The organism is Vibrio sp. 1069 (assembly GCF_033340555.1).
On sequence record NZ_JAWOWP010000017.1, the window covers coordinates 23,393 to 37,698 of the forward strand.

The following is a 14,306-nucleotide window of genomic DNA, read 5'->3' on the forward strand; positions in this document are numbered from 1 at the left end:
AGGTTTAAACGATGGATCAGTTACTCAATTGGCTTTGGGGTGGTCAAGGCGGTTATGGCTATGTCGTCTTGTTATTAATCGCAGGCGTGTGTGCGTTAGCACTGATCTATTTGCACTTTCAGACGTCACTTAAGAAACTAGTAACGGATTCTCCCTATCCAGTCATAGTGGTGGACACTAGCCATGCTCAGCTCTTGCTATCTAACCAGGCTGCGATGCAGTTATTAGGCATTCGCTCTTTGGGAACGAGGTATTTGTATCCTGCTTTATTCGATATTCATGAGCTTGAGCAGTTTCTCGCTCGCTTCTCTAGTCGTCATTTTCGTCAGCAGGCTTTTGACTGGCGACTATCTGATAGTGAATCTATTAAAGTGGAGCTGTCAGGCAGAAAGAGTTTATTGCGCAATCATCGAGTTTGGATTCTTTATGCTCAGCCATATCAAGCCACTCACCAAGAGCAGCAACAAGAACTTGCGCAATTAATCATCGCACGTTCGGCATTAGACTCACTTTCAGAGCTGATTTGTACCCAAGACCGCCAAGGCAATCTGTTAACGACCAATCGAGCATTTGATCAATTCTGGCAAGGGCGAAGGGAAGAAGCTTGCGCACCCAAGACCTTGGGTGAGATGACCAGAAAAAGCGAACGTAAATGGACAACGGATCCACAAGGTCGAAGTTGCTTATTGGAAGTCAATCAAAACTCTCTTGTTTCGCCGAGTGGTGAGCTTATCGGAACGCTGTCTATTAGTCATGACGTGACTGAATGGCACAAGATGCAACAGAATCTGCGAGATGAAATGGAGCGTCGCAAAGATACAGAGGTGGCGCTAGCGCAAAGAGATACTATCTTACAAACGATTCTGGATGCCAGTCCGGACTCTATTGGTATTTTCAATGAGAACATGGTCTATCAAGCGTGTAATCAGCCTTTTGTTAAGGCGTTAGGCATTTCAAAAATTTCTGATTTGATAGGTAAGCGCCTCCAAGACGTGATTCCTAAAGAGATGTACGCGCGCTTAGCAGACAGTGACTTAGAAGCATTACGCCAGTTAGAGCCAGTTCGATACATAGATAAAGTCGTGAGTAGTGATGGTAAAAGTACGTGGTTTGATGTGGTGAAATCGCCTTTTAAAGATAAAGCATCAGGAACGAATGGTGTGCTGATCATGGCGCGTGATATTTCTGAGCGTTATCTTGCAGAACAAAAGTTGGAAAAAGCCAACCTAGAGTTAGAAAAATTGAGCTTTATGGATAGCTTAACTCAAGTATCGAACCGACGCCGTTTCGATGAACAACTGCAGGTATTGTGGTACCACCATGCTAGAGAAAAGCTGCCGCTCACCATCATGTTATGTGACATCGACTTTTTCAAAGATTACAACGACTGTTACGGTCACCAACAAGGTGATGAAGCGTTAGTCAGTGTTGCTACCGTGTTTACACAAGTCATCAATCGTTCTTCGGATTGTGTTGCGCGTTATGGTGGCGAGGAGTTTGGTTTTATATTGCCGAATACCACCACGGAAGGTGCGCGCAACGTAGCGCAGCGTATTCATGAGAAAATTCTACAGCTTGATATGGAACACGACAGTTCAGAAGCATCTGAACGCCTTACCGTCAGTATCGGTCTGGTCTCTTACATTCCTCAGCATGGTGATGAACCCGAAATGGGCATCGCTATGGCTGACAGTGCGTTATATCAAGCTAAAGCTGATGGACGTAATCGCACCTGTATTCACCCCAGTTCTTGCTAACGCTTTGTGACCGCTTGCTCTAAGTTGATAGCTGATTGTTTAAATCACCGTATTAAACACGTTAAAATTACAGAAGCCTGTGTGCTCGTTGGTTTATCTTTCTATCTCGTGTCACAAGCGCAGATCGCACCGTGTGTTTTTCACTAATCAAACAGACCTAAATTGCGTTAGGTCGAGTGCATTTACCTGTTTTTCATCATCGAATGGCGCTATCTAGCCACCACCATGGAGTAGTTAATGAAACCCATGAAAAATCTCGCCCAGTATTATGTCGACTTGCTAGTCAAACTGGGGATTGTTCGCTTCTCTATTTTGCTAGCCCTTGCGCTGGTGGCATTAGCTGTTGTGGTGCAGGTAGGGATTACTTTAGCTCTCAAAGGGCGAGTAGATGATATCGACATTGTCCGTTCGGTGTTTTTTGGTCTATTGATCACCCCTTGGGCGGTTTACTTCCTCTCTGTGGTTGTCGATCAACTAGAAGAGTCTCGCCAGCGTTTAACTAAGCTGGTGTCCAAACTGAAGGACATGCGTTCGCGAGATCAAGAGCTGAATTACCAACTTCAACAAAACATTGAAAAGCTTAACCAAGAAATTGAAGAGCGTATTAAAGCGGAAGAAGCACGTGAAGAGGCGATGCAAGACCTCGAAAACGAGGTGTTCCAACGCGAACGTACTCAATTAGAGCTGGCAGAACGTACCGCATTACTACGTTCATTTATTGATGCCTCACCAGACTTAATTTACTACCGCAATGCGGATGGTGTTTTCTCTGGCTGTAACCGCGCGATGGAAGAGCTAACGGGCAAGAAAGAGCACCAGTTAGTCGGATTAAGCCCTTGGGATGTGTATAGCAAAGAAATCGCCGAGCATATCGTTGATACTGACCAAAAGGTTTTTGCCGATAATCAAGCGATTACTTACGAGCAATGGCTCGAATACCCAGATGGTCGCAAGCATTACTTTGAGCTGCGTAAAGTGCCATTTTACAGCAAAGATGGCCGCCACCTTGGTCTCGTTGGGTTCGGTCGTGATATCACTGAACGTAAGCGCCATGAAGAGTCGTTAGAGAAAGCAAGCCGCGACAAAACTACCTTCATCTCAACCATCAGTCATGAGCTGCGAACGCCGCTGAATGGCATTGTAGGCTTAAGTCGTATGCTTCTAGATAGTCCGTTGACAGAAGAGCAGCGTAAACACATGCAGACCATCAATGTGAGTGCGATTACGCTAGGTAACATCTTCAACGATATTATCGATATGGATAAATTTGATCGCCGTAAGTTAGAACTATTACCTGCGCCACTTAACTTCGAAGACTTCGTCGCAGAGATTGAGAGTATCTCAGCTCTGATGGCGGAACAAAAAGGGTTACGCTTTGACTTAGAACGTTTAAGCGACTTGCCAAAAGCAATTGAAGTGGATGCAACCCGTCTACGTCAGGTGATTTGGAACTTGGTCAGCAACGCAATGAAGTTCACCAAAGAAGGTGGCGTTGTGATGACAGTGAGCGCGGATGTCGAAGACGATTTTGCGACCATTATTATGGAAGTGGAAGACACAGGTATTGGTATTCCAGACGAAGAGCTAGATAAGATCTTTGCGATGTACTACCAAGTGAAATCAGGCAAGGACAACCTGCATGCGGTCGGTACAGGTATTGGTTTGGCGGTATCTAAACAACTGATCAATATGATGGATGGTGACATTACGGTTACCAGTGAGGAAGGCTTTGGTAGCACTTTTACTGTATCGATCCACGTTCCGATTGTTGAACTAGCTGAGCCAGTCATTGATGCGAAACGCGACAATGTGCGCCTCAACATATTTATGGTCGAAGACATCGAGCTTAACGTAACTGTGGCTAAATCGTTACTTGAGAGCCTAGGGCACTCTGTCACCGTGGCAATGACGGGCCAAGAAGCGTTAGTGAACTTTGTGCCAGAAAAATACGACTTAGCGTTGTTGGATATCCAACTGCCTGATATGACGGGCTTTGATGTCGCCAATTATTACCGCGAGCATTATAACAATCTTCCTCCATTGGTCGCCTTAACTGCTAATGTAATGAAAGATCGTCGTGAATACTTAGATAACGGCATGGATGATGCGATCAGTAAGCCGCTGGCAGTGAATGCCATTCAGTCAGTGATTGATAAATTCTTCGCTCACCAGTTAGAACAACCTAAGGAAGTAGTGAGCGGTCCCGAAACAGTGGAAGAGCCAGTGCCTTCTCCTGTGATTGAGACACATTTGCTCGATATGGATATGTTAGAGTCTTACGTCGACATTGTTGGTGCAACACCTGTCTACGACAGCATAAAAATGTTTGAAGATATGATGCCAGACTATATCGATGTCTTAGATTCGAACATGACAGCGAAAGATCAAGATGGGATTGTTTCTGAAGCGCATAAAATCAAAGGTGCTGCAGGTTCAATTGGCCTGAAACGTATCCAAAGTGTGGCGCAAAAAGCGCAATCGCCTGATATGCCAGCATGGTGGGAAAACATTTCAGACTGGGTTGAAGAGATCAAAAATGAATACCAAAACGATATTCAAGTCCTCAAAAGTTGGTTGGAACAAAGGAAATAACATGAAAAGAATCGCACCATTGGCATTAGCCATGGCATTGATGGCAGGCTGTAGTTCCGTTCCAAATGTGAATTGGCAACAAAACAGTCAGATTACGATTAATGAGGTTAATGTTGAGCTCAAAAGTAATTTATGGGTTAACCTCATGCCGAATATTGGGGACGTGGAAGAGCAAAGTATTCAAGGTGCACTTTACCTCGAAGGAGATCAGTTACTTCCTGCAAATCTAACGGCAGAAGCTCTTATTATTAAACAGGGGCAAAAAGAGTGGTTGGTGGACAGTGCGTCTTTAGATACTCGAACGCACAGTGAAAGCCGATGGGAGGTGGCGTTCTCGTCTCACATTGATGTGAACACAGAAAAATCGGTTGATATCGCAGTGCTTCTAGACGATGCGGGTAAACAGCGTTGGTTAGTCGAAAAGTACGTGAAGATTAACAAGGTTTATTAACCGCAATGATGTTGCATTAGTCGTTAGACCTAAAACAAAAAGGGCTTGCTCAATGAGCAAGCCCTTCGGATATTAGCGGTTAAATCTAGTCTTCTAGATCGCCACAGAAGCGGTAACCTTCGCCGTGGATAGTGGCGATGATTTCTGGCGTACCTGAAACAGACTCAAAGTGCTTACGGATACGACGAATCGTTACGTCTACAGTACGGTCGTGTGGCTTAAGTTCACGACCAGTCATCTTCTTAAGAAGATCGGCACGAGTTTGAATCTTACCCGGGTTCTCACAGAAGTGCAGTAGTGCGCGGAACTCAGAGCGAGGTAGCTTGTAGCTATCACCAGCAGGGCTTACTAGAGAGCGGCTGTTGATGTCTAGTACCCAACCGTTGAATTCATACTTTTCTACCGAGCGCTTCTCTTCTTGCACCGCGTTAGAGCTCATTGAGCGACTAAGTAGGTTACGTGCACGAATAGTTAGCTCACGTGGATTGAATGGTTTAGTGATGTAGTCATCTGCACCAATCTCAAGACCTAGGATCTTGTCTACTTCATTGTCACGGCCTGTCAGGAACATTAAAGCAATGTTCGCTTGCTCGCGTAGTTCACGCGCTAGTAGAAGGCCATTCTTGCCTGGAAGATTAATGTCCATAATAACCAAGTTGACTGAGTTATCAGACAACACTTGGTGCATCTCTTCACCGTCACTGGCTTCAAAAACAGCGTATCCCTCTGCTTCAAAAATACTCTTAAGAGTGTTACGAGTTACTTGCTCATCTTCAACGATAAGAATCTGCGGGGTTTGCATTGGCGGTACCTAAATTTGTGACAAAATTGTGCTAATAGAATAAATTCTAGGCAAAAATATAACATACAGGTAATGTGATTTTGATAATAAATCAAGTTGATCAAAAAAACACTTCTTTCAGTTATCCGCCCTCCATGGAATTTTGCCAACTCACCAGTATCCAATGGCGACGTTTATTCTAAAGGGCTTGTTTACCTTTCATTTCCTGCTTTCAGTGGGGCCTGAAACGTAAACACCCTAAGATATTGAGCGGATTTTATATTGTTAACAGCATGCTAACAATGCTCAAATGTTAATTCCATTCAGTTTGTTGATTTATATCAATTGATGAAATGTAACTGTTATTAATCGTTTAAGACTTATGATAGAAAAAAGTAATACGAACATAGACGCATCGTTATGGAATGCTTATTCAGAATCTTTTTTCAGATTCGAAGCCGAGTGGCGTGTTTCAAACTATGCTGTGATAACCGCTTGGAACCCATACAGTAACTTGAGGTCCAAAGAAGAGAACAGCATAAACAATCACGCGTTAGAAAAACAGCTACAGCACGTTAATTACGCGCCTGTCACGGTAGGTGATAGCGCTTTTACATGGTATGAGGAAAGCTTTGCCGTCGAGTTGTCGCCAGAGGTAGCTGTTGAATTGGCGAATGACTTTCAACAAAACGCGATTTATTACGTCATTAATGACCAACTTTATCTTATTGCGTGCTCGCAGCCGAAAGTTTTTCATACGTTAGGCTCCATTAAACCTCGGCTCGTATAGAAGGTATAGAAAAGGATACTGCTCACTGAAGCATCGCTTGGGTGAGAAAATTCACGGAGGAAATATGAGAGACATTACACCCGATATTTGTGACCAATTTGAAGACCAAGTGAGCTTGCTTACTTTACCATTGCAGAACTTTGGTCAACGTAGCGCTTTTTACGGTGAAATCGTTACGGTGCGCTGCTATCACGATAACTCGAAAGTGCGTGAAGTACTGGGCGAAGATGGAACGGGTAAAGTATTGATTGTTGACGGGCATGGATCGTGTCAGAGAGCATTACTCGGCGATCAATTAGCGATACTCGGAATAGAAAATGGGTGGGAAGGCATCATTGTCTATGGTGCAATACGCGACGTAGCACAAATATCTCAAATGGACATTGGCGTTCAAGCTCTTGGAACTAACCCGTTTAAAACAGAGAAACGCGGGATAGGAGAGGTAAACGTAACCTTAACGATGCAAAACCAAATCGTTCAACCTAAGCACTACGTTTACGCGGACTGGAACGGTGTATTGATTTCTAAGCAAAAGCTGGACTTCTAAAAACGAAAGCCTAAACCAACCTCAAAGCCTTGTTGCCAATCTTGGTAATCAAGAGTCGCGTGAAGATCCAGTTTATCGGTAATTTTTACGCGACTTGATACTTCAGCCGCGAGGCTGCTGTCGTCTTGGCGAATACCTTCCGCTGTTTCGTTCTTGTAAGAGCGAACTGTACTTTTCAGCGTGACACGATCATTAAAGTGATAGCTGATCCCACTCAAAAAACCACTTTGATTTTGGGTAGGAGAGTTATTGACTCGCGCACCGACATAAACGTCTACCGAATCAAAAAGTTCGTAGGCGTAACCCGTATCGATATTCCAAACATCAAAACTGTCAGACTGATAACTGTCGCTGGAAATGAATAGTTTATGAGGAGAAGGGGATGTTTTACCTGGAAGCGGCGGAAGCACGTTGGCTAGACAAACACCAGGCACAAAAAACAGCAACAGAAAAAGCCATCTTTTCATGTTCACCACTCCTTGTGTCAACTTTTTTATTAGTATGCGCCCAAAGCTTCTCACTATTAAAGCATAGAATATGAAAGCTAGCTCACCTATTTTCTAAATAATTCGATCCTATGAACATAAGTCACAGTTAAGTTGTTGTTATGTGTCACAACCCTCTCGAATTATTTGATCGTACGTTTTATGGCACAGATTAGACTAGTTATTAGATAAAAAACCGAACTGGTGATGATAGTTAAGTCCTTTACAAAAACTAACTGTAGATTTCCAAATGATCAATAATGTGTAATTAACTATAAATATCAATGACATTGCTTAGCAGAAATCTCTGAAAGATGGAAAAACAAACAATTTTTTGTTGACTATGTATCAGAAACTCGGTAAACGTAGAGTTAAGCAAACACAATTAACGTTGAATATTTATTTATGCCATCTAACAGCCTAGTAGTAATGACCACGACCATTATTATTACCGACACGACACATGTTGGGGCAGGCTGCTGAGCGAAAGAAATTCACAAAAAAGGCCTGTATCCAACAAGATACAGGCCTTTTTTTATGCTTTTTTATCCAGAATTTAGACAAATTTAAGAAGATATACCGGAGGAAGGGATGCGAGTATTGAAGTTTGGCGGATCATCACTAGCTGATGCAGATCGCTTTTTGAGAGCGGCAGACATTATTGCCAATAACGCTCAACAAGAAGAAGTAGCGGTTGTTCTTTCCGCTCCTGGTAAAACAACAAACAAATTGGTTGCGGTCATTGAAGGCGCATTGCGCAATGGTGAAGCAGAACTACAAATCAAAGAGTTGGAGGAGTCGTTTAAAACGCTCTTCACTCAAATCCAAGCAGTACTACCCAATATCGATGGTTCAGCTTTCGATAACCAAGTGAAAACTTCTCTCTCTCAATTACGCCAGTTCGTTCATGGCATCAACCTTCTTGGCATGTGCCCAAATAACGTCAATGCACGCATCATCAGCAAAGGCGAACGCGTTTCAATTCAATTGATGAAGGCAGTGCTTGAAGCGAAAGGCCAACCTGCGCATCTTATCGACCCAGTCGAGTATCTATACGCAAAAGGCGATCACCTAGAAGCCATGGTCGATGTTGAAGTTTCGACTCAGAACTTCCGCCAGAATCCTCTTCCTCAAGGTCATGTGAACATCATGCCTGGTTTTACTGCCGGTAACGAGAAAGGTGAACTAGTTACACTAGGTCGTAATGGTTCAGACTACTCAGCGGCGGTTCTTGCGGCGTGTCTGCGCGCAGATTGTTGTGAGATCTGGACTGACGTAGACGGTGTATACAACTGCGACCCTCGTTTAGTGGAAGATGCTCGCTTACTTAAATCTCTTAGCTACCAAGAAGCAATGGAGCTTTCTTACTTCGGTGCTTCCGTTTTGCATCCGAAGACCATTGCTCCTATCGCGCAGTTCCACATCCCATGTCTGATCAAAAACAGCTTTAACCCACAAGGTGCAGGAACTCTGATTGGGCAAGACACTGGTGAAGACAATCTGGCGATCAAAGGTATCACGACGCTAAACGACCTAACCATGGTTAACGTCTCCGGCCCAGGTATGAAGGGTATGGTTGGCATGGCAAGCCGCGTATTTGGCGCAATGTCTTCCGCTGGTGTGTCTATTGTTCTTATTACTCAGTCTTCTTCTGAGTACAGCATTAGCTTCTGTATTGAGGCAGAAGATAAAGCAAAAGCGCAACAAGTACTGGCCGATGCGTTTGAGTTGGAACTGAAAGATAGCTTATTAGAGCCGGTCGAGTTTATTGATAATGTTTCAATCATAACGTTGGTTGGTGACGGCATGCGTACATCGCGCGGTGTTGCATCTCGCTTCTTCTCATCTCTTGCTGAAGTGAACGTAAACATTGTAGCCATCGCACAGGGCTCATCTGAGCGTGCAATCTCAGCCGTGATTCCTGAAGATAAAATCTCTGAAGCGATCAAAGCGTGTCACGAGAACCTATTCAACTCTAAGCACTTCTTAGACGTATTCGTGGTTGGTATTGGCGGCGTTGGTGGTGAGCTGGTGGATCAGATCGAGCGTCAACAGGCGAAGCTTGCGGAAAAAGGCATCGTTATTCGCGTGTGTGGCTTGGCAAACAGCAAAGGTCTTCTGCTTGATAGTGAAGGTCTGCCACTCGATCATTGGCGTGATCGTATGTCGGCTGCGACAGAAGAGTTCAGCCTAGCGCGTTTGATTTCTTTGGTTCAACGTAACCACATCATCAACCCAGTATTGGTTGACTGTACATCAAGTGAAGATATCGCGAACCAATACGCTGATTTCCTAGCTGCTGGTTTCCATGTCGTTACACCAAATAAAAAAGCAAATACAGCAAGCATGGCTTACTACCATCAGCTTCGCGATGTTGCGCGCAGCTCTCGTCGCAAGCTGATGTACGAAACAACTGTGGGGGCGGGTCTACCGGTAATCGAAAACCTGCAAAACCTAATCTCAGCGGGTGATGAGCTAGAGCGCTTCAGCGGTATTCTTTCTGGCTCTCTGTCATACATCTTCGGTAAGTTAGATGAAGGTATGAGCCTAAGTGAAGCAACTAATATCGCAAAAGAAAATGGTTTTACTGAACCGGATCCTCGTGATGACCTTTCTGGTATGGATGTCGCGCGTAAGCTTCTGATCCTAGCTCGTGAAGCTGGCATGTCTCTAGAACTAGAAGACGTTGTGGTTGATCAAGCACTGCCACCAGGTTTTGATGATTCTGGTAGCGTTGATGAATTTATGGCGCGTTTACCTGAAGCAGACGCCTACTTTAAAGAATTATCTGCAAAGGCAGCGGAAGAAGGCAAAGTACTGCGCTACGTTGGTGAGATTAATGAGGGCAAGTGCACAGTAAGCATCGCAGCGGTGGATGAAAACGATCCAATGTATAAAATCAAGGACGGTGAAAACGCACTGGCATTTTACAGCCGTTACTATCAGCCAATCCCACTAGTGTTACGTGGCTATGGTGCAGGCACCGAAGTAACGGCTGCGGGTGTATTTTCTGACGTGATGCGTACTTTAGGTTGGAAACTAGGGGTATAACAATAATGAGTTCAAGTGATATGGATGTAGTGGTTTATGCCCCAGCATCAATTGGTAATGTAAGCGTTGGCTTTGATGTGCTGGGGGCTGCCGTGTCTCCAGTGGATGGCACACTATTGGGTGACCGTGTATTGGTGAAATCTGGGGCTGATCCGTTCAGCCTTAAAACGGCGGGTGATTTTGTTGAGAAATTGCCAACTGAACCAAAAGAGAACATCGTCTACGACTGTTGGCTCGTGTTTTCTCGCGAGCTAGACAAAAAAGGCGTCGAGCTAAAACCACTTGAGATGACGCTAGAAAAGAACATGCCAATTGGCTCTGGTTTAGGCTCAAGTGCATGTTCTATCGTTGCTGCATTAGATGCATTGAACCGATTCCATGGACAGCCACTTAACGAGACAGAGTTACTGGCACTGATGGGAGAAATGGAAGGCAAGATTTCTGGTGGTATTCACTACGACAACGTCGCACCATGTTACCTTGGCGGTGTGCAATTGATGCTTGAAGAGTTGGGTGTCATCAGCCAAGAAGTGCCTTGCTTTGATGATTGGTACTGGGTGATGGCGTATCCGGGTATCAAAGTATCCACAGCAGAAGCGCGTGAGATCCTACCATCTCAATACCGCCGACAAGATATCATTGCCCATGGTCGCCACCTTGCAGGCTTTATTCATGCGTGTCATTCTGGTCAGCCAGAACTTGCTGCAAAAATGATCAAAGACGTGATCGCAGAACCGTATCGTGAGAAACTGCTTCCGGGTTTTGCGAATGCACGTCAATACGCAGCGTCTGCGGGGGCATTGGCTACCGGTATTTCTGGCAGTGGGCCGACACTGTTCAGTATTTGCAAAGAAAAAGATGTCGCTGAGCGAGTTGCTCGCTGGTTAGAACAGAACTACGTACAAAACGAAGAAGGATTCGTCCACGTTTGTCGTCTAGATAAGCAGGGTTCGAAAGTAACAGGAAGTGAGCTATGAAGCTTTACAATATAAAAGAAAATGATGAACAAGTTTCCTTTGGCCAAGCCGTTCGCCAAGGGTTAGGTCGCAATCAAGGCCTATTTTTCCCATCGGAATTACCAAAATTTGAAGATATCGATGCGCTGCTTGCAGAAGACTTTGTCTCTCGTAGCACTAAGATTCTATCGGCATTAATTGGCGATGAACTTGCAGAAGAGCAAGTGAATGCTCTTGTTGATGCTGCGTTCCAATTCCCTGCGCCTATCAACCAAGTAAAAGACGGTGTCTATGCACTGGAGCTGTTCCATGGTCCAACGCTTGCGTTTAAAGACTTTGGTGGTCGCTTTATGGCGCAATCTCTTGCTGCGGTTTCGGATGGCGGCAAGATCACTATTCTGACTGCAACTTCTGGCGATACTGGCGCAGCCGTTGCGCATGCTTTCTACGGTATGGAAGACATCAACGTTGTGATTCTTTACCCAAAAGGCAAAATCAGCCCGCTGCAAGAGAAGCTATTCTGTACGCTTGGTAAAAACATTCACACTGTTGCGATCGATGGTGACTTCGATGCGTGTCAGGCTCTGGTTAAGCAAGCTTTTGATGATTCTGCACTGCGTGAAGAGATCGGTCTGAACTCAGCAAACTCAATCAATATCAGCCGTTTGATGGCGCAAATCTGTTACTACTTTGAAGCAGCTGCGCAAATGAGCAAGCAAGAGCGTGAAAACCTAGTCGTGTCTGTACCAAGTGGTAACTTTGGTAACCTAACTGCTGGTCTACTGGCAAAAGCGCTGGGCTTGCCTATCAAACGCTTTATCGCTGCAACGAATGCCAATGACACGGTTCCTCGCTACCTAGAAACAGGTAAGTGGGAGCCAAAACCAACAGTCGCAACAACATCGAACGCGATGGACGTGAGCCAACCAAACAACTGGCCTCGTATTGAAGAGCTGTGTCGCGTGAAAGAGTGGGGCTTGGAGACGCTAGGTAAAGGTGCAGTATCTGATGAGCAAAGCGCACAGTCAGTAAAAGATCTATACAGCATGGGTTACCTGTGTGAACCGCACGGTGCGATTGCTTACCGCGTTCTTGAAGAACAATTGCAAGACGGTGAAACCGGTCTGTTCCTATGCACTGCTCACCCTGCGAAGTTCAAAGAAGTGGTGGATGATATTCTAGAATCAGATATCGACCTTCCTGCGCCACTAGCGAAGCACGCTGCGATGGAGCTGCTATCGGAAGATCTCGACGCAGACTTTGACGCACTGAAGCAAGTACTGCGCCGCGTGCAGTAAGCTTCAAAAATACAGTCAGTATCAAAAACACAAATAACGAGAGGTGAATGAGCAATCATTCACCTTTTTTATTGTCGGTAAGTTTTAACTCTCTTTATGATTGAGAAACGAACTTAACTAAATGAGATGGAAAGAGAAGCATGCATTTTTTGATTTTTCTAGGTTCGGTGAGAGACAGCACGCCACCAAGACCAGCCCGTTTAGGAATGCGAGTCAGTAGAGCGTGTGAAAAACTCATCGTGAGTCAGCATTCGCAACATACTGTCGAAATCATTGACCCATTGGACTATGACTTTGGCGATGTGTTTAAGCCCGAGTTTGCTTATCACCGCTCTAAAGTGCCAGAGCACCTAAGCGAGTTGGCAAACAAAATCAAACATGCCGATGGGTATGTGATGGTTAGCCCGGAATACAACCATTCGATGAGTCCAGCCTTGGCAAACATGCTTAACCATTTTGGCAGTTCGCTGTTTTCCTATAAGCCAAGTGCGATCGTGACCTACTCTGCTGGGCAATGGGGTGGTGCTCGTGCTGCAGTGTCGATGCGTACTTTCTTATCTGAGCTGGGGTGCTTGCCTGTGTCGGCAATGATCCATATTCCGAAAGCACAAGAGGTGTTTGATGAACAGGGCGTTGCTGCGGATGAGTCGGATCAGGTGCAGTGGGACAGCTATATGAATCGCACTATGTATCAATTGATTTGGTGGGCAGAAGGGGCGTCACTGCAAAGAGATAGGCTTGATCCAACCTCTTTAGCGCAAGCGTTTCAGAAAGATCCTTCGCAAAGAAATGCACCTTAGAGGCGAGTTGCTTTCCATTATAGAAAGGGTTTAGAAGGATTCTGAAACAAAAAAAGCTTGGTCATTGCTGACCAAGCTTTTTAAATTCTAGCGAGCTAGTTTACTGAGAGATTATAGAGTCTCAGTAAAAGTACGAGCGATTACATCACGTTGTTGCTCTGGAGTTAGCGAGTTAAAACGTACTGCGTAACCAGAAACACGAATAGTTAGTTGTGGGTATTTCTCTGGGTGTGCAACTGCATCTTCTAGTGTTTCGCGTTTAAGCACGTTCACGTTTAGGTGTTGGCCGCCTTCGATACGAGGAGCAGTTTCGATTGCAACTTCACGGCTTTCGTATTCACCTAGGTCGCTGATTGCGATAACTTGGTCTGCTTCGTAGCCAGCAGTTGCAGCAACACAGCGAGCTTCATTTTTTTCGCTATCTAATAGCCAGATAGAGTTTAGTAGGTCGTCGTTTGCCGCTTTTGTAATTTGGATACCTTGGATCATCACTATCTCCTAGACCACTTACGTGGTGATTATTGGTGTTAATTTTCGAATTTTCGTTGAGCTGAGTATTATATAGCTAATATCCACTATTTTAATATTGATTTAAGTCAAAAAACAACCAAAAACATTATTTTTATTAAGGTAATTTTATTGAGTTAAATCAATAAAACCTTTGAAAACAAAATAATTACAATTTATTTGATAATATAAAAAATATTTAATAACTGGTTTTGTTGTAAATTTACTACAAATTGAGATTAAAGTTTAAACTGGTTAACGCAACTATCTGTATTTAGGTAGCAATACTGA

The 14,306-nt window shown here is 44.4% G+C and carries 13 protein-coding genes and 1 other annotated feature; of the genes, 10 read left to right on the forward strand and 3 right to left on the reverse strand.

Annotated features, from left to right (window positions below; genetic code table 11):
* Positions 1-11: 11 nt before the first annotated feature.
* The 3 genes from R7040_RS20160 (at position 12) to R7040_RS20170 (ending at position 4,800) form a co-directional block, all read left to right on the forward strand.
* Positions 12-1,757 (forward strand): GGDEF domain-containing protein, encoded by a 1,746-nt coding sequence (locus R7040_RS20160; RefSeq protein ID WP_053306884.1) that lies wholly within the window; start codon positions 12-14, stop codon positions 1,755-1,757.
* A 237-nt stretch (positions 1,758-1,994) separates the two neighbouring features.
* Positions 1,995-4,349, forward strand: coding sequence for an aerobic respiration two-component sensor histidine kinase ArcB (gene arcB / locus R7040_RS20165; protein ID WP_053306885.1), 2,355 nt, complete (start codon positions 1,995-1,997; stop codon positions 4,347-4,349).
* Between the two features lies 1 nt (position 4,350).
* Entirely contained in the window at positions 4,351-4,800 is a 450-nt protein-coding gene (locus tag R7040_RS20170; RefSeq protein WP_005381825.1) for a hypothetical protein, read from the forward strand.
* A gap of 85 nt (positions 4,801-4,885) precedes the next feature.
* On the opposite strand, the gene arcA is transcribed toward R7040_RS20170, so the two are convergent.
* Entirely contained in the window at positions 4,886-5,602 is a 717-nt protein-coding gene (gene arcA, locus R7040_RS20175) for a two-component system response regulator ArcA (RefSeq protein ID WP_005381824.1), read from the reverse strand.
* A gap of 361 nt (positions 5,603-5,963) precedes the next feature.
* Between arcA and R7040_RS20180 the strand changes: the two genes are divergently transcribed.
* Both R7040_RS20180 and R7040_RS20185 read left to right on the forward strand, forming a co-directional pair.
* Positions 5,964-6,371 (forward strand): DUF3293 domain-containing protein, encoded by a 408-nt coding sequence (locus tag R7040_RS20180; protein ID WP_053306886.1) that lies wholly within the window; start codon positions 5,964-5,966, stop codon positions 6,369-6,371.
* Positions 6,372-6,435: 64 nt separating this feature from the next.
* Positions 6,436-6,918 carry a putative 4-hydroxy-4-methyl-2-oxoglutarate aldolase gene (locus tag R7040_RS20185; RefSeq protein ID WP_005381822.1) on the forward strand — a complete coding sequence of 161 codons (483 nt, stop codon included), beginning with the start codon at positions 6,436-6,438 and terminating at the stop codon, positions 6,916-6,918.
* Here R7040_RS20185 and R7040_RS20190 read toward each other — a convergent pair.
* The gene (locus R7040_RS20190) at positions 6,915-7,385 is read right to left on the reverse strand and encodes a hypothetical protein (RefSeq protein ID WP_053306887.1); all 471 of its coding nucleotides are present in this window, start codon (positions 7,383-7,385) and stop codon (positions 6,915-6,917) included. The two genes, R7040_RS20185 and R7040_RS20190, sit on opposite strands and share 4 nt — an antisense overlap.
* Before the next feature lie 423 nt (positions 7,386-7,808).
* Here R7040_RS20190 and thrL point away from each other — a divergent pair, with 423 nt between their 5' ends.
* The 5 genes from thrL (at position 7,809) to R7040_RS20215 (ending at position 13,508) form a co-directional block, all read left to right on the forward strand.
* On the forward strand, positions 7,809-7,886 hold the full coding sequence (thrL, locus tag R7040_RS20195) for a thr operon leader peptide (RefSeq protein ID WP_074192076.1): 78 nt from the start codon (positions 7,809-7,811) through the stop codon (positions 7,884-7,886).
* Positions 7,822-7,941: a sequence feature (Thr leader region), on the forward strand. It overlaps the preceding gene by 65 nt.
* A 53-nt stretch (positions 7,942-7,994) precedes the next feature.
* Positions 7,995-10,454: a bifunctional aspartate kinase/homoserine dehydrogenase I gene (gene thrA, locus R7040_RS20200; RefSeq protein WP_053304351.1), complete on the forward strand. Its 2,460-nt coding sequence runs from the start codon at positions 7,995-7,997 to the stop codon at positions 10,452-10,454.
* A gap of 20 nt (positions 10,455-10,474) precedes the next feature.
* On the forward strand, positions 10,475-11,431 hold the full coding sequence (gene thrB, locus R7040_RS20205) for a homoserine kinase (RefSeq protein WP_064353631.1): 957 nt from the start codon (positions 10,475-10,477) through the stop codon (positions 11,429-11,431).
* Positions 11,428-12,708, forward strand: a complete 1,281-nt coding sequence (gene thrC / locus R7040_RS20210) for a threonine synthase (protein ID WP_061007749.1) — start codon at positions 11,428-11,430, stop codon at positions 12,706-12,708. The genes thrB and thrC overlap by 4 nt, the downstream gene beginning before the upstream one ends.
* A 140-nt stretch (positions 12,709-12,848) precedes the next feature.
* Positions 12,849-13,508 carry an NADPH-dependent FMN reductase gene (locus R7040_RS20215; RefSeq protein WP_054822993.1) on the forward strand — a complete coding sequence of 220 codons (660 nt, stop codon included), beginning with the start codon at positions 12,849-12,851 and terminating at the stop codon, positions 13,506-13,508.
* A 111-nt stretch (positions 13,509-13,619) separates the two neighbouring features.
* Here the strand turns inward: R7040_RS20215 and grcA are convergent, their stop codons facing one another.
* Positions 13,620-13,997, reverse strand: coding sequence for an autonomous glycyl radical cofactor GrcA (grcA, locus tag R7040_RS20220; protein ID WP_005381814.1), 378 nt, complete (start codon positions 13,995-13,997; stop codon positions 13,620-13,622).
* Positions 13,998-14,306 lie beyond the last annotated feature (309 nt).